Source organism: Virgibacillus phasianinus, assembly GCF_002216775.1.
GTDB classification, from domain to species: Bacteria; Bacillota; Bacilli; order Bacillales; family Amphibacillaceae; genus Virgibacillus_F; species Virgibacillus_F phasianinus.
In genome coordinates, this window is sequence record NZ_CP022315.1 from 1,525,123 (window position 1) to 1,548,874 (window position 23,752).

The 23,752-nt window shown below is 41.6% G+C and carries 21 protein-coding genes; all 21 read left to right on the plus strand.

The window, feature by feature from the left end; all coding sequences use genetic code 11:
• Positions 1–3,243 carry a fused isobutyryl-CoA mutase/GTPase IcmF gene (gene icmF, locus CFK37_RS07735; RefSeq protein WP_089061318.1) on the plus strand — a complete coding sequence of 1,081 codons (3,243 nt, stop codon included), beginning with the start codon at positions 1–3 and terminating at the stop codon, positions 3,241–3,243.
• A gap of 657 nt (positions 3,244–3,900) precedes the next feature.
• Positions 3,901–4,413: a DNA-directed RNA polymerase subunit delta gene (rpoE, locus tag CFK37_RS07740; protein WP_089061319.1), complete on the plus strand. Its 513-nt coding sequence runs from the start codon at positions 3,901–3,903 to the stop codon at positions 4,411–4,413.
• A 392-nt stretch (positions 4,414–4,805) separates the two neighbouring features.
• Complete coding sequence (locus CFK37_RS07745; protein ID WP_089061320.1) at positions 4,806–6,416, plus strand: CTP synthase; 1,611 nt, start codon at positions 4,806–4,808, stop codon at positions 6,414–6,416.
• Between the two features lie 164 nt (positions 6,417–6,580).
• Positions 6,581–6,940: a response regulator gene (locus CFK37_RS07750; RefSeq protein ID WP_089061321.1), complete on the plus strand. Its 360-nt coding sequence runs from the start codon at positions 6,581–6,583 to the stop codon at positions 6,938–6,940.
• Positions 6,941–7,155: 215 nt separating this feature from the next.
• Complete coding sequence (gene fsa, locus CFK37_RS07755; protein ID WP_089061322.1) at positions 7,156–7,794, plus strand: fructose-6-phosphate aldolase; 639 nt, start codon at positions 7,156–7,158, stop codon at positions 7,792–7,794.
• 104 nt (positions 7,795–7,898) lie between these two features.
• Positions 7,899–9,185 (plus strand): UDP-N-acetylglucosamine 1-carboxyvinyltransferase, encoded by a 1,287-nt coding sequence (locus CFK37_RS07760; RefSeq protein WP_089061323.1) that lies wholly within the window; start codon positions 7,899–7,901, stop codon positions 9,183–9,185.
• Positions 9,186–9,266: 81 nt separating this feature from the next.
• Positions 9,267–10,235: a class II fructose-bisphosphatase gene (glpX, locus tag CFK37_RS07765; RefSeq protein ID WP_089061324.1), complete on the plus strand. Its 969-nt coding sequence runs from the start codon at positions 9,267–9,269 to the stop codon at positions 10,233–10,235.
• Between the two features lie 474 nt (positions 10,236–10,709).
• Complete coding sequence (gene rho / locus CFK37_RS07770) at positions 10,710–11,990, plus strand: transcription termination factor Rho (RefSeq protein ID WP_089061325.1); 1,281 nt, start codon at positions 10,710–10,712, stop codon at positions 11,988–11,990.
• Between the two features lie 295 nt (positions 11,991–12,285).
• Complete coding sequence (locus CFK37_RS07775; protein WP_089061326.1) at positions 12,286–12,531, plus strand: type B 50S ribosomal protein L31; 246 nt, start codon at positions 12,286–12,288, stop codon at positions 12,529–12,531.
• 198 nt (positions 12,532–12,729) lie between these two features.
• A complete protein-coding gene (locus tag CFK37_RS07780; protein WP_089061327.1) occupies positions 12,730–13,350 on the plus strand; it encodes a thymidine kinase in 621 nt (206 codons plus the stop codon).
• Between the two features lie 160 nt (positions 13,351–13,510).
• Positions 13,511–15,082: an FMN-binding glutamate synthase family protein gene (locus tag CFK37_RS07785; RefSeq protein WP_089061328.1), complete on the plus strand. Its 1,572-nt coding sequence runs from the start codon at positions 13,511–13,513 to the stop codon at positions 15,080–15,082.
• Between the two features lie 114 nt (positions 15,083–15,196).
• Complete coding sequence (gene prfA, locus CFK37_RS07790; protein ID WP_089061329.1) at positions 15,197–16,267, plus strand: peptide chain release factor 1; 1,071 nt, start codon at positions 15,197–15,199, stop codon at positions 16,265–16,267.
• 1 nt (position 16,268) lies between these two features.
• A complete protein-coding gene (gene prmC, locus CFK37_RS07795; RefSeq protein ID WP_089061330.1) occupies positions 16,269–17,105 on the plus strand; it encodes a peptide chain release factor N(5)-glutamine methyltransferase in 837 nt (278 codons plus the stop codon).
• A 258-nt stretch (positions 17,106–17,363) separates the two neighbouring features.
• Entirely contained in the window at positions 17,364–17,969 is a 606-nt protein-coding gene (gene spoIIR / locus CFK37_RS07800) for a stage II sporulation protein R (RefSeq protein WP_089061331.1), read from the plus strand.
• A 66-nt stretch (positions 17,970–18,035) separates the two neighbouring features.
• Complete coding sequence (locus CFK37_RS07805; protein WP_089061332.1) at positions 18,036–18,437, plus strand: GNAT family N-acetyltransferase; 402 nt, start codon at positions 18,036–18,038, stop codon at positions 18,435–18,437.
• 176 nt (positions 18,438–18,613) lie between these two features.
• On the plus strand, positions 18,614–19,645 hold the full coding sequence (locus tag CFK37_RS07810) for an L-threonylcarbamoyladenylate synthase (RefSeq protein WP_089061333.1): 1,032 nt from the start codon (positions 18,614–18,616) through the stop codon (positions 19,643–19,645).
• A gap of 199 nt (positions 19,646–19,844) precedes the next feature.
• Positions 19,845–20,399: a manganese efflux pump MntP gene (locus CFK37_RS07815; protein ID WP_089061334.1), complete on the plus strand. Its 555-nt coding sequence runs from the start codon at positions 19,845–19,847 to the stop codon at positions 20,397–20,399.
• A gap of 119 nt (positions 20,400–20,518) precedes the next feature.
• Positions 20,519–21,124: a low molecular weight protein arginine phosphatase gene (locus CFK37_RS07820; RefSeq protein WP_089061335.1), complete on the plus strand. Its 606-nt coding sequence runs from the start codon at positions 20,519–20,521 to the stop codon at positions 21,122–21,124.
• A gap of 47 nt (positions 21,125–21,171) precedes the next feature.
• The gene (gene rpiB, locus CFK37_RS07825) at positions 21,172–21,612 is read left to right on the plus strand and encodes a ribose 5-phosphate isomerase B (protein WP_089061336.1); all 441 of its coding nucleotides are present in this window, start codon (positions 21,172–21,174) and stop codon (positions 21,610–21,612) included.
• Positions 21,613–21,699: 87 nt separating this feature from the next.
• Positions 21,700–22,242: a TIGR01440 family protein gene (locus CFK37_RS07830; RefSeq protein WP_216639624.1), complete on the plus strand. Its 543-nt coding sequence runs from the start codon at positions 21,700–21,702 to the stop codon at positions 22,240–22,242.
• A gap of 27 nt (positions 22,243–22,269) precedes the next feature.
• Complete coding sequence (locus CFK37_RS07835) at positions 22,270–23,505, plus strand: serine hydroxymethyltransferase (protein WP_089061337.1); 1,236 nt, start codon at positions 22,270–22,272, stop codon at positions 23,503–23,505.
• Positions 23,506–23,752: the final 247 nt, after the last annotated feature.

A 23,752-nucleotide genomic window follows, 5' to 3' on the forward strand; every position in this document is an offset into this window, starting at 1 on the left:
ATGGAACAAGTACATGTATATAAACCGAAAAACCCAATTCGATTTGTAACCGCATCAAGTTTGTTTGATGGCCATGATGCATCCATAAACATCATGCGCAGAATTTTACAATCAAGTGGTGCAGAGGTAATTCATTTAGGACATAATCGTTCTGTTGAGGATGTTGTGCATGCAGCAATACAGGAGGACGCACAGGCGATAGCGATATCATCTTATCAAGGTGGCCATGTAGAGTACTTTAAATATATGGTCGACCTGCTCAAAGAAAATCACGCCGAACATATTCGGGTTTATGGCGGTGGTGGCGGCACCATTATTCCACGTGAAATTAAGGAACTTCATGCGTATGGTGTCGACTGGATATTTTCACCGGAAGATGGCCGGAAATATGGCCTGCAAGGCATGATTAACAAAATGCTGGAGCAATGTGACGTCATTCCGCCAATCGATGTAAAGAAAGACCAGGAACGTTTGTTTAACGGCGAACGTCAGGCGATTGCACGTTTTATTTCCTATATGGAAAACAACGATGTAGACCAGGCAGAAAAACAACAGGTTTTAGAATCGCTTCAGAAGAAAACAAATAATACAACGCCAGTACTGGGAATCACCGGAACAGGCGGCGCAGGAAAAAGTTCGTTGACAGATGAATTGATCCGCCGCTTCATTCACGAAATTCCAGATAAAAAAATTGCCGTCATTTCGATTGATCCAACGAAAAGGAAAACAGGCGGTGCATTACTAGGCGACCGCATTCGTATGAACGCTATTTTTACCGATCGTGTCTACATGCGTTCACTGGCAACCCGTGATTCCAGAAGTGAACTTAGTAAAGCGATTCATGATGTTATTGATGTTGTTCGCGCATCAGGATATGACTTTATTATTGTGGAAACAAGCGGAATTGGGCAAGGGGATGCAGAAATTACGGAAATCACGGATTTGTCCATGTATGTGATGACCGCTGAATTCGGGGCACCTACTCAGCTCGAGAAAATTGACATGATTGACTACGCAGACTTTATTGTTATCAATAAATTTGAACAAAAGGGGTCTGAAGATGCGTTAAACCAAGTTCGAAAGCAATATGAACGCAGCCATATGCTGTTCCACGAAGACCAAACCAAGTTTCCGGTCTTTGGCACTATTGCGAGCCAATTTAATGATGAAGGAACTAACGCATTATTTGCATCATTAATTGATACACTGGATGAAAAGTACAACTGGAGCGAAGACATTGAATTTGACCGCAATATTATCGCCAAGAAGCAAAATATGATTATTACCAATGAACGCCGTCATTATTTGCGTGAAATTGGGACTCATGTCCGCAACTACCATGCAAAGGCAGAAAAACAAAGTGATATTGCTCGTAAATTGTATCAGCTTCATGGTGTAAAAGAGACGATTGAAGACGAAGAAATTATTGGTACACTCAATCAAACCATCGAGTCCTATGAGGAAAAACTAGACCCTGCAACTAAAAAAATGCTGGAGAAGTGGGATGAGACGAAAGATAGCTATGCACAGGAAACCATGAAATTTGCGGTTCGCGATAAAGAAATTGAAATGGATATTGCAACCGAATCGCTATCTGGATTGAAAATACCAAAGGTCGCATTTCCGAGATTCAAGGATTGGGGAGAGCGTGTGACATGGTTAATGAAAGAAAATGTGCCAGGTTCCTTCCCATTCACTGCGGGAGTATTTCCATTTAAGCGAAAAGGGGAAGACCCAACCCGTCAGTTTGCCGGTGAAGGCACTCCTGAACGCACCAATCGTCGCTTCCATTATCTTGCAAAAGATGGCGATGCCAAACGCTTGTCAACAGCATTTGACTCCGTAACACTTTACGGAGAGGATCCAGCACCACGGCCAGATATTTATGGGAAAGTTGGCGAGAGTGGTGTAAACATTTGTACACTGGAAGATATGAAAAAGCTGTATCAAGGCTTTGATTTAATCAATCCTATGACATCTGTGTCCATGACTATTAATGGACCTGCGCCAATTATCCTGGCCATGTACTTCAACACAGCAATTGATCAGCAGGTTGATAAGTTTGTAAGTGAACATGACCGTGAGCCGAACCAGGAAGAATATGCGAAATTGAAAGACGAAACATTAGCAGTTGTTCGTGGTACAGTTCAAGCTGATATTTTAAAAGAAGACCAGGGGCAAAACACGTGTATCTTTTCAACGGAATTTGCCTTGCGGATGATGGGGGATATTCAGCAATACTTCATCGATAAACAAGTCCGCAATTACTATTCCGTATCTATTTCCGGCTACCACATTGCGGAAGCAGGAGCGAATCCAATTACCCAGCTGGCATTTACACTTGCTAATGGATTCACTTACGTAGAGTACTATTTAAGCCGTGGAATGGACATCAACAAATTCGCGAAGAACCTGTCCTTCTTCTTCTCAAATGGACTTGATCCGGAGTATACTGTAATCGGCCGGGTGGCACGCCGTATCTGGGCAATCACCATGCGGGATAAATACGGTGCAAATGAACGAAGCCAGAAATTGAAGTACCATATTCAAACATCAGGCCGTTCCCTGCACGCACAGGAAATAGACTTTAATGACATTCGCACGTCCCTGCAGGCATTACTGGCAATCCAGGATAACTGTAATTCCCTGCACACGAATTCGTATGATGAAGCAATCACGACGCCAACGGAAGAATCCGTGCGGCGCGCGATGGCAATTCAAATGATCATCAACAAAGAATTCGGTCTGACAAAAAATGAGAATTCGCTGCAAGGGTCATTTATTGTCGATGAATTAACGGACCTTGTCGAAGAAGCAGTTCTTCAGGAATTTGAAAAAATGAATGATCGTGGCGGTGTACTTGGTGCAATGGAACGTCAATATCAACGCGGAAAAATTCAGGAAGAATCTCTTTACTATGAAGGTAAAAAGCATTCAGGTGAATTGCCAATTGTTGGAGTAAATACGTATTTGAATCCAAATCCGCCATCAGAGGAACAAATTGATTCCATGGAACTTGCCCGTGCATCAAAAGAAGAAAAAGAACATCAAATTAATGAATTACGCAAATTCCAATCAGCACACGAAGCGAACACTGAAGCAGCATTAACCCGCCTGAAAAAAACAGCATCAAGCGGCGGCAATATCTTCGTAGAGCTAATGGAAACTGTCAAAGTAGCAAGCCTCGGCCAAATCACAAACGCCCTATACGAAGTAGGCGGCCAATACAGAAGAAATATGTAGGAAGAAAAGCGGAGGCGCCCGTATAGAAGTGGACGCATAAGCAAGGGACCGAAGAGTGCAAGGTTTTGGCAGTCGAAGTGTTCATTGCTTATGACGGCAGCTTCTGGGCGCTGGAGCTGGACAGGAAGAAAAGCGCAGGCGCCATGCGACTCGGGAACGGCCGATATATCTCGAGAACGGCGGTTATATCCTGAGAACGGCCGAAATATCTCGAGAACGGCGGATATATTCTGAGAACGGCCGAAATATCTCAAGAATGGCGGATAAATCCTGAGAATGGCCGATATATATCGAGAACGGCGGATATATCCTGGGAACGGCTGAAATATCTCAAGAACGGCGGATATATTCTGAGAACGGCTGAAATATCTCAAGAACGCCGGTTATATCCTGAGAACGGCCAATATACCCATACATTGGCTGGGACTCTATCGTGATACAGCAGTCGGAGGCGGAATTTTCCAAGAGTTTGACCGGATCAAGGGTCAACAGGGCTTAAACAATAATTAAAAAGTTGAGAAAAACATCTGTGTTTTTTCTCAACTTTTTATGTATTTCTCTAGCATAATTGGTATAGATTTGTTTATAATGTATGGTATGGTTAACGGCATAATGAAAATATTACTAACAATTTACATATAAAGGGAGTGCATTACCGTGAGCTTGAAAAAGTATAGCCACGAGGAGATCTCGAAAATTTCCATGATCGAATTGGCAAGCATCATCTTATTTGATAAAAAGAAAGATATGGACTTTCGGGATATTTTCAAAGAAATCGCAAGGCTAAAGGGATTCTCCGAGGAAGAAAAAGAATCAAATATTACACAGTTTTATACGGATTTAAATATGGATGGCCGTTTTATGACAAAAGGGTCTAATTTATGGGGGCTGAAACGCTGGTATTCCATTGATCAGCGTGATGAGGAAATTTCTGTTGCTCCTAAGAAAAAGAAAAAGCCGGCGAAGAAGAAAAAGGCTGCAAAGAAAGATAATTATGAGGATGAAGAAGAATTGGACATTGTTGATGACGACATCGAGGAATTAGCGGATGACCTGGACAATGATGCTGATTTTGATGATGAAGACTTTGACGATGATGACGATGAGTACAATGATTATGACGATGATGAAGATTACGATGACGAAGAAGAGGAAGAGAAGCAAAAATAGCAAAAGTACGCTTGACTTTTTCAACCCTTATGCTACAATTTTTATTGGGCTCTTAAAATTAACTTTCAAAAGCGTTCCCCCTAAGTGGGGGAGCGCTTTTCTTATTTTTATTAAGCATAGTTAGCAGGTACCTGGCGTCTCTTGGACTTTCCTGATTAGGAAAGTTTCTATTTTTTACAGTTTAAGAAGGTATAAATCTTAATCGGTATAAAGTAAAAAAATTAAGGCATTCGTCATTAGTTAATGCGACAGGCCAAGATTTCGATTTAATGCTTGGTAACAACAACGGTCTATTCCGGTCAAGCATGTGAACCAGGTACTTAGGCTATTCTTGTTAATAATTATTCCCAATGTATGAAAAGATAAGGACATAAAAGAAAGAGGGATGCAACGTGACGAAATACATTTTCGTAACAGGCGGTGTTGTTTCATCGCTAGGAAAAGGAATTACAGCAGCATCTTTAGGACGATTGCTGAAAAATCGCGGACTAAAGGTAACCATTCAAAAATTTGACCCATATATTAACGTTGATCCTGGAACAATGAGTCCATATCAGCATGGTGAGGTCTTTGTAACGGAAGATGGTGCGGAAACTGATCTTGATCTTGGTCACTATGAGCGCTTCATCGATATTAATTTAAATAAATACAGCAACATCACGACAGGAAAGGTTTACTCAAGCGTTATTAAAAAAGAACGTCGTGGTGACTATTTAGGGGGAACAGTTCAGGTAATTCCTCATATTACAAATGAGATTAAGGAACAGGTTTATCGTGCTGGACAAGCTACCAAAGCTGATGTGGTTATTACTGAAATTGGTGGAACAGTTGGCGATATCGAGTCCTTGCCATTCCTTGAGGCAATCCGGCAGATTAAAAGTGATATCGGCCGTGATCATGTGATGTACATTCACTGTACCCTAGTACCTTACATTAAAGCAGCAGGTGAAATGAAGACAAAGCCGACTCAGCATAGTGTGAAAGAATTAAGATCATTGGGAATCCAGCCTGATGCAATCGTGCTCCGTACGGAATTGCCAATAAGTAAAGATATGAAAGAAAAGATTGCCTTGTTCTGTGATATCAATGAAAAGGCAGTAATTGAAATGCGCGATGCCGACATTTTGTACCAGGTACCCATTGCACTGCAGGAGCAGAATTTGGACCAATTGGCTTGCGATCATTTTGGTTTGGCATGTCAGCCAGCTGAAATGGATGAATGGATCGAATTGGTTAATAAAGTCCGTCATTTATCCAAAACAGTTACCATTGGACTAGTTGGTAAATATGTAGAATTACCCGATGCATATTTATCTGTGGTTGAAGCATTGAAGCATGCAGGGTATCCTTATGACACAGATGTTGCTGTGCATTGGATTAACGCAGAGAAACTGGATAAGGAAACAATCAAGCATGAACTGTCACGTGTTGATGGTATTCTAGTACCGGGTGGATTTGGTGATCGTGGTATTGAAGGCAAAATAGAGGCAATTCGCTATGCGCGAGAGAATAACATACCATTCTTTGGTATATGCCTTGGAATGCAGCTTGCAACGGTTGAATTTGCCCGAAACGTCCTGCATTTGGATGGAGCACATTCAGCGGAGATAGCTCCAGAAACACCATATCCAATCATTGACTTATTACCGGAACAGAAAAATATTTCAGATCTTGGCGGCACACTAAGATTGGGTATTTACCCTTGTAAATTAAAAGACGGTACAAAAACAAAAGAAGCCTATGATCAAGAAGACTTGGTCTATGAGCGCCATCGTCACCGCTTTGAATTCAACAACGATTACCGCGAGCAAATGGAGGAAAATGGCTTTATTTTCTCAGGAACAAGTCCAGACGGCCGGCTGATTGAAACGATTGAAGTTGAAAATCATCCATGGTTTGTCGCTTGCCAATTCCACCCAGAATTTAAATCGCGCCCGACCAACCCACAATCACTTTTCAAAGGATTTGTAGGAGCAGTGGTTAACCGGGCGGAAACAAAATAATGGAAGAATAAAATCTATTGCCGAAACCCGCCAGGAAAGCCGGGCGGGTTTTGTCGAATAGACATTTTTACAAATTTGGTCTTGATTTTCAAGCGTAAATGCAGAGATAATTGTATAATAGAGATAGTTTCATAGAGAATGAGGGAAGGTTAAGGATGAGGGAGATGAAAAAGCACATTCTAGTTGTAGACGATCAGCCTGGAATTCGTTTTTTACTGGACGAGGTATTCACAAATGAGGGATATCAGGTAACAACGGCTATTACGGGTAAGGACGCTCTGGATCGCGTTCATGCACGTACATTCGATTTGATTATGCTGGATTACAAGCTGCCAGTGATGGATGGTGTGAACGTTTTGCAGCAATTGGAAGCTGAAAACATTATTATTCCGTCTATTTTAATGAGTGGTTTAGTAGAAGAAATCATGCATGAGGAGGATAATTGTGCATTGATCGAGCATATTGTGGCAAAACCATTCAACATCCTGGAAGTTTGTGAAATGGTGAATGGATTATTGGAATAAAAAATCTTCCAAAATGTGGACATATGCTTACTTGGTCACCGATTTATAATTTGCTTTTTGTTGCGACATCACACTCTAATTGGTATTCTTATATTGTAGCGAATTAATAAAATAGGTGAAGCAACTCATCTTTACTAGCAGCATCCGTAAGCAAGAAATTAATTTCTTGCTTACGTTTTGATAACGAGACAGAGAGAAAGCGAGGTTTTTGGTTTATGAAATTTTTTATCGATACAGCAAACATTGAAGATATACGTTCCGCTAATGCTTTGGGTATTTTGGCTGGAGTTACGACAAATCCAAGTCTAGTAGCAAAAGAGGGCGTATCTTTTCATGAACGTTTAAAAGAAATCACAGATGAAGTGTCTGGTTCAGTTAGTGCTGAAGTAATTTCTGAAGATGCGGAAGGTATGATTGAAGAAGGCAAGGAATTGGCTGCAATCGCACCTAACATCACTGTGAAAGTACCAATGACACTAGAAGGTCTTAAAGCAGTTAAAGCATTTAGTGACTTGAATATTAAAACAAACGTAACGTTAATATTTAATGCAAATCAGGCATTACTTGCAGCTCGCGCCGGCGCCTCCTATGTTTCGCCATTTTTAGGCCGTCTTGATGATATTGGACAAGATGGCATGGACTTGATTGCCACAATAGCAGGAATCTTTGACCGTCACGGGATTGAAACTGAGATCATCGCAGCGTCAATCAGACATCCCCTACACGTAACTGATGCAGCATTAAACGGTGCACATATCGCAACCATCCCATATAAAGTCTTAGGCCAGCTTGTCAAACATCCATTAACCGATCAGGGAATCGAAAAGTTCTTAAATGACTGGAACAAAAAATAGTAAATTTTAGGGCATGAAATTGGAAAAATTGTACAACCTAAGATCAACAAATCAAACATGAGTGTTCAATATTTATTGAGCAGCCTCGAAAAAGGGGTATCTAAATGCAAAAAATGTTAGTTGAAGGCGGAAATCTTTTAAAAGGTAAAGTTCGAGTTAGTGGCGCGAAGAACAGTGCAGTCGCACTGTTGCCTGCTGCCATTTTAGCTGATTCAAACGTAACGATTGAGGGGTTACCAGAAATCTCTGACGTTTACACCCTTGGTGATTTACTCGAAGAAATCGGTGGGAAGGTCGAGTGGGATGGCCAAAAAGTGGATATCGATCCAGAACACATGATTTCCATGCCATTACCTAATGGCAAGGTAAAGAAACTTCGGGCTTCCTATTATTTTATGGGAGCAATGCTTGGTAAATTTAAACAAGCAGTGATTGGCTTGCCAGGTGGCTGTCATTTAGGACCTCGTCCAATCGATCAGCATATTAAAGGCTTTGAGGCGCTTGGAGCAGAAGTAACCAATGAGCAGGGTGCTATTTATATTCGAGCCAAAGAACTGACTGGTGCACGTATTTATCTGGATGTCTCAAGTGTTGGGGCTACCATTAACATTATGCTTGCAGCAGTAAAGGCAAAGGGTAAAACTGTCATTGAAAATGCTGCAAAAGAGCCGGAAATAATTGATGTTGCAACACTGCTGACCAATATGGGAGCAAAGATTAAGGGTGTTGGAACTGACGTAATCCGAATTGAGGGTGTGTCAGCGCTTCATGGATGCACACATACCATTATTCCAGATCGGATTGAGGCTGGAACCTATGCAATTGCAGCCGCCGCTGCTGGGAGTGAAGTGATTATTGATAATGTAATCTCGCAGCATTTGGAATCTGTATTAGCGAAACTTCGTGAGATGGGTGTAACGGTTGAGGAAAATGATGAGCAATTATTTATTGCCCCTCGTGGTCCATTGAAAAGTGTGGATATCAAAACACTTGTTTATCCTGGGTTTCCAACGGATCTCCAGCAGCCATTCACCACATTATTAACGAAGGCCGTGAACACAGGTGTTGTGACGGACACCATCTATTCAGCCCGTTTGAAGCATATCGACGAATTGAGACGAATGAATGCCATCATTAAAGTTGAAGGTGGATCGGCTATTGTATCAGGCCCTGTTCAGCTTGAGGGCGCCCGTGTTAAGGCATCTGATTTGCGTGCCGGAGCATCTCTGATTGTTGCTGGTTTAATGGCAAATGGTGTTACTGAAATCACCGGGCTTGAACATATTGATCGTGGTTATGAAAAGATTACAGATAAGTTGATTAGTCTTGGTGCAAATGTATGGCGCGAAGAAATGTCCGATCATGAAGTAGAACAATTTCAGAACTCGTAAAATTCCACCCCTGACCTGATGCCAGGTCAGGTGTTTCATGTAAACCTAACAAATACATAATAAAAGGGAGAGAATTCAATCATGGAAAGAAGTTTAACCATGGAAATAGTTCGTGTAACAGAAGCTGCCGCATTGTCCTCAGCTCGCTGGATGGGAAGAGGTAAGAAAGACGAAGCGGATGATGCAGCAACATCTGCTATGCGCGATGTTTTTGATACAATCCCGATGCAAGGAACAGTTGTTATTGGAGAAGGTGAAATGGACGAGGCACCAATGCTATACATCGGTGAAGAGCTTGGAACTGGAAGTGGTCCAAGTGTTGACGTGGCTGTAGATCCACTGGAAGGAACAAATATAGTTGCCCAAGGAACATGGAATGCGCTCGCTGTTATAGCAATTGCTGATCATAAAACACTTTTGCATGCACCTGATATGTACATGCAAAAGCTGGCAGTAGGACCTGAATCTGTGGGAAAAGTAAACATTAATTATTCAACACTTAAGAACCTGCAGATTGTAGCGGAGGCAAAAGGGAAAGCAATAGAAGATTTGGTAGCAATTGTGTTAGACCGTCCGCGTCATGCTAAAGTAATTCAGGAAATCCGTGATGCTGGAGCCAGAATCAAATTGATTTCCGATGGTGATGTTGCTGCGGCTATGAATACTGCATTTGATGATACAGGTGTTGATATTCTCTTTGGTATTGGCGGCGCCCCAGAAGGTGTATTGGCCGCGGTAGCACTAAAATGTTTAGGTGGCGAGCTGCAAGGAAAGTTAATTCCATCTAATGATGAAGAACGTGACCGTTGTAAAAAAATGGGGATAACCGATTTTGAAAAAGTTTTAACGATGGAAGATTTCTGTGGCGGCGATGACGCTATATTTGCTGCAACCGGAGTAACTGACGGTGAATTATTAAAAGGTGTTCAATTCAAGGGTACAAAGGCTACGACACAAACTGTTGTAATGCGTGCGAAAAGTGGTACTGTAAGGTTCATCGACGGCGAACACAGCCTGCAAAAGAAACCTAACCTTGTTATGGAACCGTAAAGAAAATAGGATGCGGGGAAGCCAGTGTTTTTGGCTTCCTTATCTATTAATTCGATGTTTTTTAAAATAGAGTTGAAACTTTGTATTGGAACGTATACTATTGTAGATGTTTAATAGTAGTGTGGAATGGTTAATATAGTTGATACCGTGTAAAGAAACTCCTACTCTAGCTTCCGGCAATTCTTCCTGTCTGCATGAACTTACCTTCATATTAGAAGAGGAAATCTCATTAATACCATATTCCGCTGCAGCTGTCTAAGGACTTCAGGGAATTCATTATTCAAAAATCATGGTTACCGCCAAGAATTAATGGCGAAAGCCTAACGATAAAGATTTATAATTACTTAAAGTACAAGGGAAACTGCGCCAAAGATTAGAGGCGAGTACCTGTTTTCTATAGTCGGTCAAATGAAACAAAGTAATAAATAGTTTAAAAGAAACTAGCATGTAAAAATAAATAGGCGTGGTGATTTTATGGCTGAATTATCAATATCGCATTTGGAGACACTAACATTAAAAGAAATCTATGCATTAGCAAAAGAGTACAAGGTCTCCTATTATGCGAAACTAACAAAACGTGAACTTATCTTTTCCATTTTAAAGGCACAGGCAGAAAAAGATGGCTTTTTATTCATGAACGGAATTTTAGAAATCATACCTTCAGAGGGATTTGGATTTTTGCGCCCGATCAACTATTCACCAAGTGCAGAAGATATATACATTTCTGCATCACAAATCCGTCGTTTTGATTTGCGAAATGGTGACAGGGTTTCAGGAAAAGTCCGTCCACCAAAGGAAAATGAAAGATATTATGGTTTATTGCACGTTGATGCAGTAAATGGTGATAATCCCGAGAGCTCGAAGGAACGTGTTCACTTTCCTGCATTGACAGCGCTTTACCCTGATCGGTTAATGAAACTGGAATTAGAACCAAATAAATTGTCAACACGTATCATTGATCTAATGACACCGGTTGGATTTGGCCAGCGTGGGTTGATCGTTGCACCACCTAAAGCGGGTAAGACAATGCTGCTTAAAGAGATTGCCAACAGCATTTCGAAAAATCATCCTGACGCGAAACTAATCATTTTGCTGGTGGATGAACGCCCGGAAGAGGTAACAGATATTGAACGCTCCGTGGCTTCTGATGTAGATGTCGTCAGTTCAACATTTGATGAGGTTCCGGAAAGTCATATCAAAGTATCCGAATTAGTCCTAGAGCGTGCCATGCGACTAGTAGAACATAAACGTGATGTCATCGTATTAATGGACAGTATCACCAGACTGGCTAGAGCGTATAACTTGGTAATTCCACCAAGTGGACGTACATTATCCGGTGGTATCGACCCGGCGGCATTTCATCGTCCAAAACGATTCTTTGGCGCAGCCCGAAATATTGAAGAAGGTGGAAGCTTTACCATCTTAGCAACTGCGTTAGTTGATACCGGCTCACGGATGGATGACGTAATTTACGAAGAATTTAAAGGAACAGGTAACATGGAACTGCATCTCGATCGCAGTCTTGCGGAACGCCGTATATTCCCAGCAATAGATATATTACGCTCAGGAACAAGAAAAGAAGAGTTGCTTGTTCCGAAAAGCCATCTTGATAAAATTTGGGCAATCCGTAAAACAATGCAGGATTCACAAGGCTTTCTTGACCGCTTCCTTCGTCGCCTAAAAGGGTCTAAAAGTAATGAAGAATTCTTCCAGCAAATGGATGAGGACATGACCCGTCGAGGTACGAAAAAATAATATAGTTTGTTGCTAATATCACCGCAGTTGATATTAATTGCGTGTAACAGCAACGTGATTGCCTTAATAAAAAAGCTAACGATAATTTATAATGCCGTCGTATTGCAATCATGTACGGAGACTGATATAATCATTTTATGTGAGTTTCGACAAGGTTAGAAAATCTTGGCTTGTCGCCAGGAACTATTGGCGAAGGCCTTAAAGACTTATACTTTTTAAAAGTGTAAGAAACCTATGATGGCTCTTACAATAACTCTGTCTCTAAAGGATTCAGGGCAAAAAGGAGTGTAATGACATGAAAAAGGATATTCATCCGGAGTACAGAAAAGTAGTTTTTCTTGATACAAGCTCAGACTTTAAGTTTCTAAGTGGTTCAACTAAAGGATCAGAGGAAACAATTGAATGGGAAGATGGCAACACATACCCATTAATCCGTGTGGAAATTAGCTCAGATTCACACCCATTCTACACAGGTAAACAAAAAGCAGACAAAGTCGGTGGCCGCGTAGACCGATTCAAGAAAAAATATAATATGAAATAAAAAGCGTAGGCTTCTAGGAGCCGAAGCTGGATTGAACAAAAAGTGATCTAACATCACTGTAAGTAACAGGCAAAGTGTCTTATTTTGCCTGTTTTTTACTTGCTAAAAACAAAAATAAACTATAATTTCCACTACATAAAACAGCAAATAGTGATAAAATAATAGATAAGAATAACCTTGTGAAAGGAGACTCAGCTCATGTACGTAATGAAACAAAGTGGTTGGGTGGAAGTAATTTGCGGCAGCATGTTTTCCGGCAAATCGGAAGAATTAATACGCCGGGTTCGCCGGGCTACTTATGGAAATTTGTCCGTACGTGTCTTCAAACCGGCCATTGATAATAGATATGCTGAGGATTCCGTTGTCTCTCATAATGGAACATCAACGATCGCACGCCCCGTAAAGAATTCGCAGGAAATCCTGGAAAATATAAATGGCAATATTGACATTATTGGAATAGACGAAGTGCAATTTTTTGATGAAAGTGTTGTCGACGTTGCAGACGAGCTTGCAAATAAAGGTATCCGTGTAATCATCGCTGGTCTTGATACTGATTTTCGTGGCGAACCCTTTGGACCAATGCCAAAATTAATGGCATTAAGTGAGTCAGTCACTAAGTTGAATGCAATTTGTCCAATTTGCGGATCACCTGCAAGTAGAACACAGCGCTTGATTAATGGAAAACCAGCGTCCTACGATGACCCGATTATCCTGGTTGGAGCATCAGAATCATACGAACCGAGATGCCGTCATCATCATGAAGTGCCTAATAAACCCAGTAACCCCATTTTAAAGTCATTATCAAAGTTGACGAAGTAAAAGAGTGCCAATGGTACTCTTTTTTGTTCTTTAAGAGTTTATGTTAGTATACATTCGCTATTAAGCAAAAGGCGAATAGCGGGTTTTATACGTATAGTAATCCCGCTAATGATACACCCTATCTGTAACGTATATTAGTCGTGAAAGGTAGGATGGAAACATGAATTTAGCGGATATTTTTACAATTATAGGCTTTGTGGTAATAGCGATAATTGTAATTGTTTTAATTATAATAGCCCTATATGTTTATTCCGTAGATCGTTCCCAGAAGCAGCATCCAGTACTCCGTAATTACCCTGTTGTAGGTAGAGTCCGCTACTTTTTTGAGAAAATTGGACCAGAACTTCGCCAATATTTTTTTAACAATGATAATGAAGGAAAACCATTCTCGAGAAGGGATTTCCAGCACATTGTGAAAAAGGCCAAATACAAGCGGGACGTGTATGGATTTGGATCGCAAAGGGACTTTGAGGCACCGGGTTATTATATACGAAACTCCATGTTTCCAAGGCTAACAGAAGAACTGAGAATGGATAATGATACAAAAGTCACAACAGACCGCTATCTATTAATCAAAGACCCATTATTTACGGAAAGAGAAGAGCACCTGGAAAAAGATGAATCGAGTGTTTATTTACTGCCAGAAGAAGATGCAGTTGTTATCGGGCCGAACGTAAAACACCCGTTCAAGGTAAGAGGGCAAATCGGTATGTCTGCCATTAGCTACGGGTCCTTAGGTGAGCATGCGATTACGGCTTTATCGGAAGGGTTAGGAATTGCAAAGGGTACCTGGATGAATACTGGGGAAGGCGGATTATCCGATTATCACCTAAAGGGTGGTGTGGATATCATTATGCAGATCGGCCCGGGGTTATTTGGGGTCCGTGATCCAGAAGGGAATTTCGATTGGGATGAGTTACTAAAAAAGAGTGAAATTCCGCAAGTAAAAGCATTTGAAGTTAAACTTGCCCAGGGAGCAAAGACGCGTGGCGGTCATATTGACGCTGAAAAGGTTACCGAAGAAATTGCTAGAATTCGTAAAGTAGAGCCTTTTAAATCAATTGACAGTCCGAACAGATTTGAGGATTACGGTGATATTCCATCATTATTTGGATTTATTGACCGTATTCGGGAACACACAGGTATGCCTGTTGGAATGAAAATTGTAATAGGAAGTGTACATGAAGCAGAGGAATTGGCCAAGCATATTCGTGATTTAGGCCAAGGCCCGGACTTCATTACGGTTGATGGTGGTGAAGGTGGAACAGGTGCGTCCTATCAGGAATTGACTGACAGTGTTGGATTACCAATCAAGTCCGCATTACCGCTTGTACATCGTGCATTGAAAAAATATGGTGTACGTGATCAGGTTAAAATCATTTCATCAGGTAAATTGTTTTCTCCAGACAGGGTGGCGATTGCGCTTGGAATGGGCGCGGATCTTGTCAATATCGCCCGTGGTTTCATGATAACAGTTGGCTGCATTCAGACATTAAAATGTGAATCAAATGTCTGTCCAGTTGGTGTAGCGACAACAGATCCCGAACTGCAGAAAGCCCTTGTTATAGGGGAGAAAAAGTGGCGGACGGCTAATTACGTGATCACAATGCGAAAAGGATTATTCCGCGTAGCTGCAGCGGCGGGGCTTGATTCACCAACTAAATTTACCGAGGAACACATTGTATATAAAGATGAACGCGGAAAAAGCTGGACATTGGCAGATGAAGCATAGAAGGATGTGGGCTAGGGAAACCTGGTCCATTAATTTGTTTTTAACAAGTCACCTTTGACCTGCACACTATCGTATACTATAATTATACTGTTAATGAGAAAGAGGTGGCCGGCGTTGTTAGAACGTTTACAATCATTAGAAGATCGGTATGATAAATTAAATCAATTGCTAAGTGATCCTGATGTAATCAGTGATACAAAAAAGCTGCGTGAATACTCCAAGGAACAGTCTGGACTGGAAGATGTCATCCAGGTTTATCGTGAATATAAGGAAGTTGTTGAACAACTTGACGATGCAAAAGCGATGCTTGAAGATAAATTAGATGATGAAATGCATGATATGGTAAAGGCAGAGATAGCTGACCTGAACGAGAGGCAAGCGGAATTGGAAGAAAAGCTAAAAGTTCTTCTATTGCCGAAGGACCCAAATGATGATAAGAACGTAATTATGGAGGTTCGTGGTGCAGCTGGTGGCGATGAAGCGGCATTGTTTGCTGGAGACTTATACCGGATGTATTCCCGCTACGCTGAAGTACAGGGCTGGAAGACAGAGGTAATCGAAGCGAGTTCGACTGGTGTTGGTGGATATAAAGAAATCATTTTTATGATTAATGGAAATGGTGCCTATTCTAGTTTGAAATATGAAAATGGTGCACATCGCGTGCAGCGTGTACCAGAGACTGAATCTGGTGGGCGAATTCATACGTCAACTGCTACTGTTGCTGTCTTACCAGAAACGGAAGAAGTCGAAGTTGAAATACATGATAATGATATCCGCGTTGATACCTTTGCCTCAAGTGGACCAGGTGGACAAAGTGTTAATACAACGATGTCTGCCGTTCGCCTGACACATATGCCAACTGGAGTTGTTGTATCCTGTCAGGATGAGAAATCACAGATTAAGAACAAGGAAAAGGCAATGAAGGTTTTGCGCGCACGTGTTTATGATAAATTCCAGCGTGAAGCACAGGCGGAGTACGATGAAAACCGAAAGTCAGCAGTCGGTACCGGTGATCGTTCGGAACGGATCCGCACGTACAACTTTCCACAGAATCGTGTGACGGACCATCGAATCAACCTAACCATTCAAAAGCTTGACCAAATTTTAACAGGAAAATTGGATGAGTTTATTGAAGCGCTGCAAATGGAAGAACAAACGAAAAAGTTAGAGCAAATCGGTGAATAACATGGAAATGAAACAATATGAAGTCCTGCAATGGGCTTCTCTTTTTTTAGAAAAACATCATAGGGAGACACATGTAGGTGAACTTTTATTACTGCATTATCTTGGCACGTCACGTTCGGCGTTTTTTGCAAATATGCGCGAACCGGTTCCTAGTGAAATTGTGAATACGTTTAAACAGTCGATTACACTTCATGCAGAAACCGGGATGCCGATTCAGCACATTACTGGTGCAGAATCATTTTATGGCAGAGAATTTATTGTGAATAAAGATGTATTGATTCCGCGTCCGGAAACGGAGGAATTAATTGAGCATATTCTCCAAAATGCGAAGGACGAGCCACAGACTATCGCTGATATTGGTACTGGAAGCGGAATTATCGCGATTACGTTGGCACTGGAGCTCCCACTGGCCAAAGTTTATGCAACGGATTTATCAAAGTCGGCCCTTGATATCGCTAAACAGAATGCAAAGAGATTAGGAGCTAATGTCACTTTTATGCAGGGGGATTTTGTGCAACCAGTTGTGGATAAGGGGATAAACCCAGACATTCTGGTTTCCAATCCGCCATATATTGCTCCAGCTGATGAATCATTGCTGTCCGATACGGTTAGGAAGTTTGATCCACACCTGGCGTTATTTGCGGATGAAAATGGCCTTGCAGCTTATAAACAAATTATCCACAGCATGCCGCCTAGTGTGAAGAAAACTGTTTTCGAAATAGGTCATGAACAGGGGCGGGCAGTATCCCAGTTAATAAAAAATAAATATCCAAAAGCTGATGTAGCGGTTATTAAAGACATTAACGGACATGATCGTATTATTTCAGCAAACATGTAAAGACTTATTGCAGTTGGATAAGTCTTTTCGTTTTGACAGTGCGATACCTGGGAGACAGATGGTTGAACTCGGGCGACAGCACTGCGAACTCAGTACCACCTCCCCCGTACAATCAGCAACACAAACTGAGCACAACACCGCAAACCCCGGGCACAGCAGCACTGAGCCCCGTCCACGAATTTTTTAGTAGATTACTAGTTTAAAATTATCCAACCCCGCCCATACTGATAGAAACAAACGGTTGAGGGGGAACAGATGATGAAGAAAATCCTATTTTTTGTACTTATATTTTTTATATTATTTTTATCAATGCCAGCTAATGGAGCAAGTCAGCCTACTGAAGATAAGAAGGGCTATCAAGTTATACCTGATGAGGCGATCCGGTTACGAATTCTAGCAAATAGCGATGGGGACCGCGATCAGGAGGTAAAACGTACAGTACGTGATGCAGTGAATGCGAATATCTCCAAATGGGTGAAGGATATTTCTGATATTAATGAAGCACGTGAATTAATTCAGGCAAGACTTCCTGAGATAAAGTCAATAGTAGCAGACACGTTAAAAGAGGAAGACAAAGACCAGACATTTGAAGTGAAATACGGTCCGAACGTGACATTCCCTACAAAGCTTTATGGTAATTATATCTATCCTGCTGGTGAATATGAAGCGGTGTTAATAACTATTGGAAAAGGCAAGGGCGCGAATTGGTGGTGTGTCCTGTTCCCACCACTATGTTTTCTGGATTTTTCGAATGGAACTTCCGTTGCCTCTGCAAAGGCAAGTGCTGAGGAACCTACTAAACAGGAGGAAGAAGAACCGGTTGAGAAGAAGTTTTTCCTATTTGAATGGTTAGGCCTGTCATAATACGTATCTGGTGCGCATAACATAGTTTTAGTAGATGGAAACTATTAAGTTTAAGGGGTGAGATAGATGGAATTGATTCTAGCAAAAGATGTTTCATATGCAAGGTTAGAGCAATTTATTAAAAATAACCCGGATGTGGATAAGTCACTTCTAATGGAAAAAGGATATGTTGTGCAAATGAATGAACAGATTGAGGGATGCTTTGTACTGGATGCCATGGAAGATGGGGTGCATTGGCTGAAGAAGCTGCATGTAACAAGGCAGGCGGCAGAAGGATTACCGGTGATTATTGAATCAATCTTGGCTATCGCAAAGGAAAACCAGGCGACCTGTGTATATGTGCACAGTCAACAACCATTGGTGGACATTTTACTAGAATCACTGCAGTTTCGTCCACAACAAGAGGAATGCCCTGTGAATATACCGGTTAAAAGCAGTGGTAATTGGTGGGCATACGAAGTTTCTTAATGAATCCTGTGGATATTAACATAAGTTGTTAACAATCAGTTGATAACCTGGGGATAAACTATTACTTATGCACAATTTGTCCACAAAACAAGAATTGTTAAACTTTATCCGGTTCGTTGCTTTTGCCAAATTTCTTGTCATCGACTAAAATGGGTGATAGAAATGAGGTAAAGATGATGACACACACGGTGCGATGGAATTTACATGATAATGTTCAAATAAATAATAAGGAAATACGAGAAGCAGCAGAATTCTTAAGGAACGGAATGACTGTTGCTTTTCCCACGGAAACAGTTTATGGGCTTGGTGCTGATGCAACGAGTGAGGACGCAGTTGCTAAGATTTTCGCAGCGAAGGGACGACCGGCAGACAACCCCTTAATTGCTCATGTTGCAACAAAAAAGCAATTAACAGCCCTTGTGGACAATTTGCCAGAAAAGGCAGAGACACTGATGGACGTTTTTTCCCCTGGTCCAATCACATTTGTTTTGCCAAGTAACGGGACTTGTGCGGATAATGTTACGGCTGGCTTATCAACAATCGGCGTTCGGATTCCAGAACATCCGGTGGCACTGCAACTATTGAGGGAAGCGGATATTCCAGTAGCCGCGCCAAGTGCAAATATATCAGGCAAACCAAGTCCAACTACAGCCGATCATGTGTGGACGGACTTGAATTCAAAAATAAATGGCCTGCTGGATGGGGGACCAACCGGGGTAGGTCTGGAATCAACCGTAATTGATTGTACGGGTGAAATTCCAATCATTCTGCGTCCGGGTGGCATTACATTGGAACAGATTGAAGAAGTGGTCGGTGAAGTGCACGTTGACAAGCCCCAAACGAATAGAACGGATAAACCAAAAGCTCCTGGTATGAAATATACCCACTATGCACCAGAGGCGCCATTATGGCTGGTGGAAGGTTCTGTGGATAAGCTGCAGGAGATAATTGACATTGAAAGGAACAACGGGCGTAAAGTTGGAGTAATGGCCAGTGATGAAACTGCGGAAATGCTTCGGGCCGATGAAAAAATTCAGCTCGGGAAACAAGGAAACCTGGCGGAAGTCGCCATTAACCTCTATAATGCCTTGCGTACTTTTAAAAATGGAAATATTGACTTGATCATTTGCGAGGCATTTCCGGAAGAAAACATTGGACAAGCCATAATGAATCGCCTTAAAAAAGCAGCAACTAAATATGTGAAGTAGAAAAGATGCGGACAGATGGCCCGCATCTTTTTTTAGCAGTAAAGAAAGTATATCCATATTTCTTTCTGCATAAGTGCAACTAAGGCATTCGCCCAAAGGCTTGGCGAACGCCAAGTTTTCTAAAGATTTCCTGAGGTCATATCCTTTCCTGGACTAGCATAGATTGTACGAGAGAGAGCTTTTCGAGGGGGATTTGTAAATGGTAGAGGAACACTTAGGGGAATTGGTGTCATTAATATTTATGGCATTTGCACTCGGTATGGATGCTTTTTCCGTTAGCCTCGGAATGGGGATGCAGCGGATTCGGCTGAAACGAATTGCTTACATAGGGATTGTTATTGGTATTTTTCATATCATCATGCCATTTATAGGAATTGTGCTTGGAAAGGCCATATCCGGACAAATTGGCGATGTAACCGTCTTTATTGGAAGCCTGTTATTATTTGCAATTGGTGCCCAAATGTTTTTCTCTGCATTTAACCACGAAGCAAAAAAGTTTATCCAGCCTACAGGTATTGGCTTAATCCTTTTTGCATTTAGTGTTAGTCTGGACAGCTTTTCCGTCGGACTAAGTCTTGGTATGTCGGGTGTGAAAACATTTATTGCTCTGTTATTGTTCGGTGGTGCCAGCATGGTTTTAACATGGATTGGCATGATTGCAGGCAAGAAGGTGCATGGAATCCTTGGTGTATACAGTGAAATGCTGGGAGGAAGCATCCTTTGTGCATTCGGCCTCCTGTTACTTTTTCATTAACAAGATGGACAACCTTCGAAATAATACTGTTTTTTTCTGACAATCTCCTTCTTTCTATGGTATAGTTTGAGAAGGAGTTTATTTACTGTTTAACTCCAGTTTTACTCGGAGGTTTGGTTATGAACATTTTGTTTATTTGTACCGGAAATACATGCCGAAGCCCGATGGCAGAAGCGTTAATAACCAACAAATTACCGCATGCAACTGTACAGTCTGCGGGTATTTTTGCTGGGAAAAATCAACGGGTGAACCAAACAGCAATAGAGGCATTGAACCAAAAGGGAATTACTCTGGACCACTATTCACAGCCAGTTACAGATAAGCTGCTGTACTGGTCAGACCTTGTTTTGACGATGACAACCCAACATAAGCAGTCGTTGATCTTACATCATCCGAAATTCCAGGATAAATACTATACGTTAAAAGAATATGTGTCTGACGCGGATAAAGATGTGTGGCGGGAGTTAAAGATTGCTTACGCCGATTATCAGGAAAAGCGGTCAACGTTTATCCAGGAACACCAAAACAAAATAGACCAGCTCACATTGGAGTATCAACTTTCGGAATACATGCGTGAGGACTTGCAAAGGATACAGAGGCTAGAGTCGAGTCTCATCAATTATGACATTTCAGATCCTTTTGGCGGCGATTTACCAGTTTATCAGGCAACACTGGTGGAACTGGAACTATACATTGATCAGTTAATTAAAAAAATCGAAAAATAAGTTAAAATGATGCATAATAGAGTTACAGGATAAGGAGTGAAAAAGGCATGAAAGTAATTTTAACAGCAGACCATGCAGGAATGACCCTTCGTAATGAAGTGATTGAGCTTCTAAACGAATTAGGAATAGAGTATGAGGATACTGGCTGTGACTGTCAAAGTTCAGTTGACTATCCGGATTATGCACTGCCTGCAGCAGAACGTGTTGCGAAAGGTGAATTTGATCGCGGGATTTTTATTTGCGGGACAGGAATTGGCATGTCCATAGCAGCAAATAAAGTATCTGGAATTCGCTGTGCATTAGTGCATGATGCATATAGTGCAAAATTGACCCGCCAGCACAATGATTCAAACGTGCTTGCTATGGGCGAACGCGTCATTGGACCAGGGCCAGCCCGTGAGATCGCAAAAATTTGGCTGCAAACGGAATTTGACGGCGGCCGTCACGCGAATCGGATTGGAAAAGTTACTGCCTACGAAGAAAGATAAAGTCAGAGATTGCCAAAGTTTGTCGATATCTAGTATAGGGACAGGTGATTGCTCGTGATTGATTTACAGCAGCAAGTGAAAACCGACATGGAAGGGCTTGTAAATGAATGGAAGATGCGTGATGATCTTAATCCGAATGATTTTTTCGTAATTGGATGTTCAACGAGTGAAGTAGCTGGAGAACATATTGGAACAGCTGGAAGCGAGGACTTGGCTGCCGTTATTTTTGCTGGTCTAAAGGACTTGAAGAAGGCAACCGGTGTGAATCTTGCCTTTCAGTGCTGTGAACATTTAAACCGTGGGCTTGTAATTGAACAGGCGGCATTTAATCCACTTGTTCATGAAGAAGTATCCGTTATTCCTGCACCCAGAGCAGGGGGATCGATGGCAACCTACGCGTACAAGCACATGGATAATCCAGTTGTGGTAGAAAAGATTCGGGCATCGTCAGGTATCGATATTGGTGACACCATGATTGGCATGCACCTGAAGCATGTTGCAATACCACTTCGCTTTGCACAGAAGATGGTTGGGAAGGCACGTGTGACAGGGGCAAAAACAAGGCCGAAATTAATTGGCGGGGAACGAGCTATCTATTCTAGTCAACCTGAAAACAAAAGCTGTAACTAATTTTTACACACATAGGAGGAGCTAAATATGGAACATGTAAAACAAGGAGATCAGGAATTATATCAAGCAATACAGGATGAAAAAAAGCGTCAGCATGACAAAATTGAATTGATTGCATCAGAAAACTTTGTCTCAGAAGCGGTTATGGAGGCAATGGGATCTGTATTGACGAATAAATATGCTGAAGGCTATCCAGGCAAACGCTATTATGGCGGCTGCGAACACGTTGATGTAGTAGAGAACCTAGCGCGCGATCGAGCCAAACAATTATTCGGTGCGGATCATGTAAACGTTCAGCCGCACTCCGGTGCACAAGCAAACATGGCTGTTTATTTTACTGTTCTAGAACCTGGTGACACAGTTCTTGGCATGAATTTAAACCATGGCGGACATTTGACACACGGAAGTCCAGTGAACTTCAGCGGAACCTTGTATAACTTTGTTGACTATGGTGTAGAAAAAGATACAGAACAGCTTGATTATGATGTAGTTTTGAAAAAGGCACAAGAAGTTAAGCCAAAAATGATTGTGGCTGGTGCCAGCGCATATTCCCGTCATATTGATTTTGCTAAGTTCCGTGAAATTGCTGACGCAGTTGATGCTTATTTAATGGTAGATATGGCACATATTGCAGGATTGGTTGCAACAGGACTTCACCAGAACCCGGTTGAACATGCTCATTTTGTTACCACTACAACACATAAAACATTGCGCGGACCACGCGGTGGCATGATTCTTTGTAAAGAGGAATTTGCGAAAAAAATTGATAAATCCGTATTTCCTGGTATGCAGGGCGGACCGTTGATGCACGTGATTGCTGCCAAAGCAACTTCATTCAAAGAGGCACTATCAGATGATTTTAAAGTGTACTCCAAACAAATCATTGAAAACGCAAAAACGTTGGGCGAGGCATTGACCCGTGACGGTGTGCGGATTGTTTCCGGCGGTACGGACAACCATCTTTTACTATTAGACGTAAAAACACTTGGACTTACCGGAAAAGTTGCTGAAAAAGTGCTTGACGATATCGGAATTACAACGAATAAAAACACAATTCCATTTGATACAGAAAGTCCATTTGTAACAAGCGGAATTCGCATCGGTACTGCTGCAGTAACATCACGTGGGTTTGGTAAAGCGGAAATGGAAGAAATCGCGTCCATTATTTCATTCACGTTGAAAAACCACGAAGATGAAGCAAAACTAAAAGAAGCAGCTGATCGTGTGCATGCTCTAACAAATAAACATCCATTATACGCATAAATTGGGAGCGCCTCTATCATAGGGGCGCTTTTTTTGAAAAGGTTGTTTTTTCATCTGTCCCGGTTGGTAAAAATTGCGACCTAATAGTAAGGTGATATCCTACGAAAAATGCGCAGGGTTGTTTTCCGCTGCGGAAAGCGACTGCCCACAGCGGAAATCACGTTGCTGTTACGTCGCAGTTTATAGATTTTGAGTAGTATAAGTCTTTATCGGTAAAGTATAAAAAAATCTAAGGCTCTCGCCAATA

Bases quoted from the DNA above. Each gene is read 5' to 3' on its own strand.
- icmF (WP_089061318.1), top strand. From the start codon at position 1: ATGGAACAAGTACATGTATATAAACCGAAAAACCCAATTCGATTTGTA.
- CFK37_RS07750 (WP_089061321.1), top strand. From the start codon at position 6,581: ATGAAAAAGCACATTCTAGTTGTAGACGATCAGCCTGGAATTCGTTTT.
- fsa (WP_089061322.1), top strand. From the start codon at position 7,156: ATGAAATTTTTTATCGATACAGCAAACATTGAAGATATACGTTCCGCT.
- CFK37_RS07760 (WP_089061323.1), top strand. From the start codon at position 7,899: ATGCAAAAAATGTTAGTTGAAGGCGGAAATCTTTTAAAAGGTAAAGTT.
- glpX (WP_089061324.1), top strand. From the start codon at position 9,267: ATGGAAAGAAGTTTAACCATGGAAATAGTTCGTGTAACAGAAGCTGCC.
- rho (WP_089061325.1), top strand. From the start codon at position 10,710: ATGGCTGAATTATCAATATCGCATTTGGAGACACTAACATTAAAAGAA.
- CFK37_RS07775 (WP_089061326.1), top strand. From the start codon at position 12,286: ATGAAAAAGGATATTCATCCGGAGTACAGAAAAGTAGTTTTTCTTGAT.
- CFK37_RS07780 (WP_089061327.1), top strand. From the start codon at position 12,730: ATGTACGTAATGAAACAAAGTGGTTGGGTGGAAGTAATTTGCGGCAGC.
- CFK37_RS07785 (WP_089061328.1), top strand. From the start codon at position 13,511: ATGAATTTAGCGGATATTTTTACAATTATAGGCTTTGTGGTAATAGCG.
- prmC (WP_089061330.1), top strand. From the start codon at position 16,269: ATGGAAATGAAACAATATGAAGTCCTGCAATGGGCTTCTCTTTTTTTA.
- spoIIR (WP_089061331.1), top strand. From the start codon at position 17,364: ATGAAGAAAATCCTATTTTTTGTACTTATATTTTTTATATTATTTTTA.
- CFK37_RS07805 (WP_089061332.1), top strand. From the start codon at position 18,036: ATGGAATTGATTCTAGCAAAAGATGTTTCATATGCAAGGTTAGAGCAA.
- CFK37_RS07810 (WP_089061333.1), top strand. From the start codon at position 18,614: ATGACACACACGGTGCGATGGAATTTACATGATAATGTTCAAATAAAT.
- CFK37_RS07815 (WP_089061334.1), top strand. From the start codon at position 19,845: ATGGTAGAGGAACACTTAGGGGAATTGGTGTCATTAATATTTATGGCA.
- CFK37_RS07820 (WP_089061335.1), top strand. From the start codon at position 20,519: ATGAACATTTTGTTTATTTGTACCGGAAATACATGCCGAAGCCCGATG.
- rpiB (WP_089061336.1), top strand. From the start codon at position 21,172: ATGAAAGTAATTTTAACAGCAGACCATGCAGGAATGACCCTTCGTAAT.
- CFK37_RS07830 (WP_216639624.1), top strand. From the start codon at position 21,700: ATGGAAGGGCTTGTAAATGAATGGAAGATGCGTGATGATCTTAATCCG.
- CFK37_RS07835 (WP_089061337.1), top strand. From the start codon at position 22,270: ATGGAACATGTAAAACAAGGAGATCAGGAATTATATCAAGCAATACAG.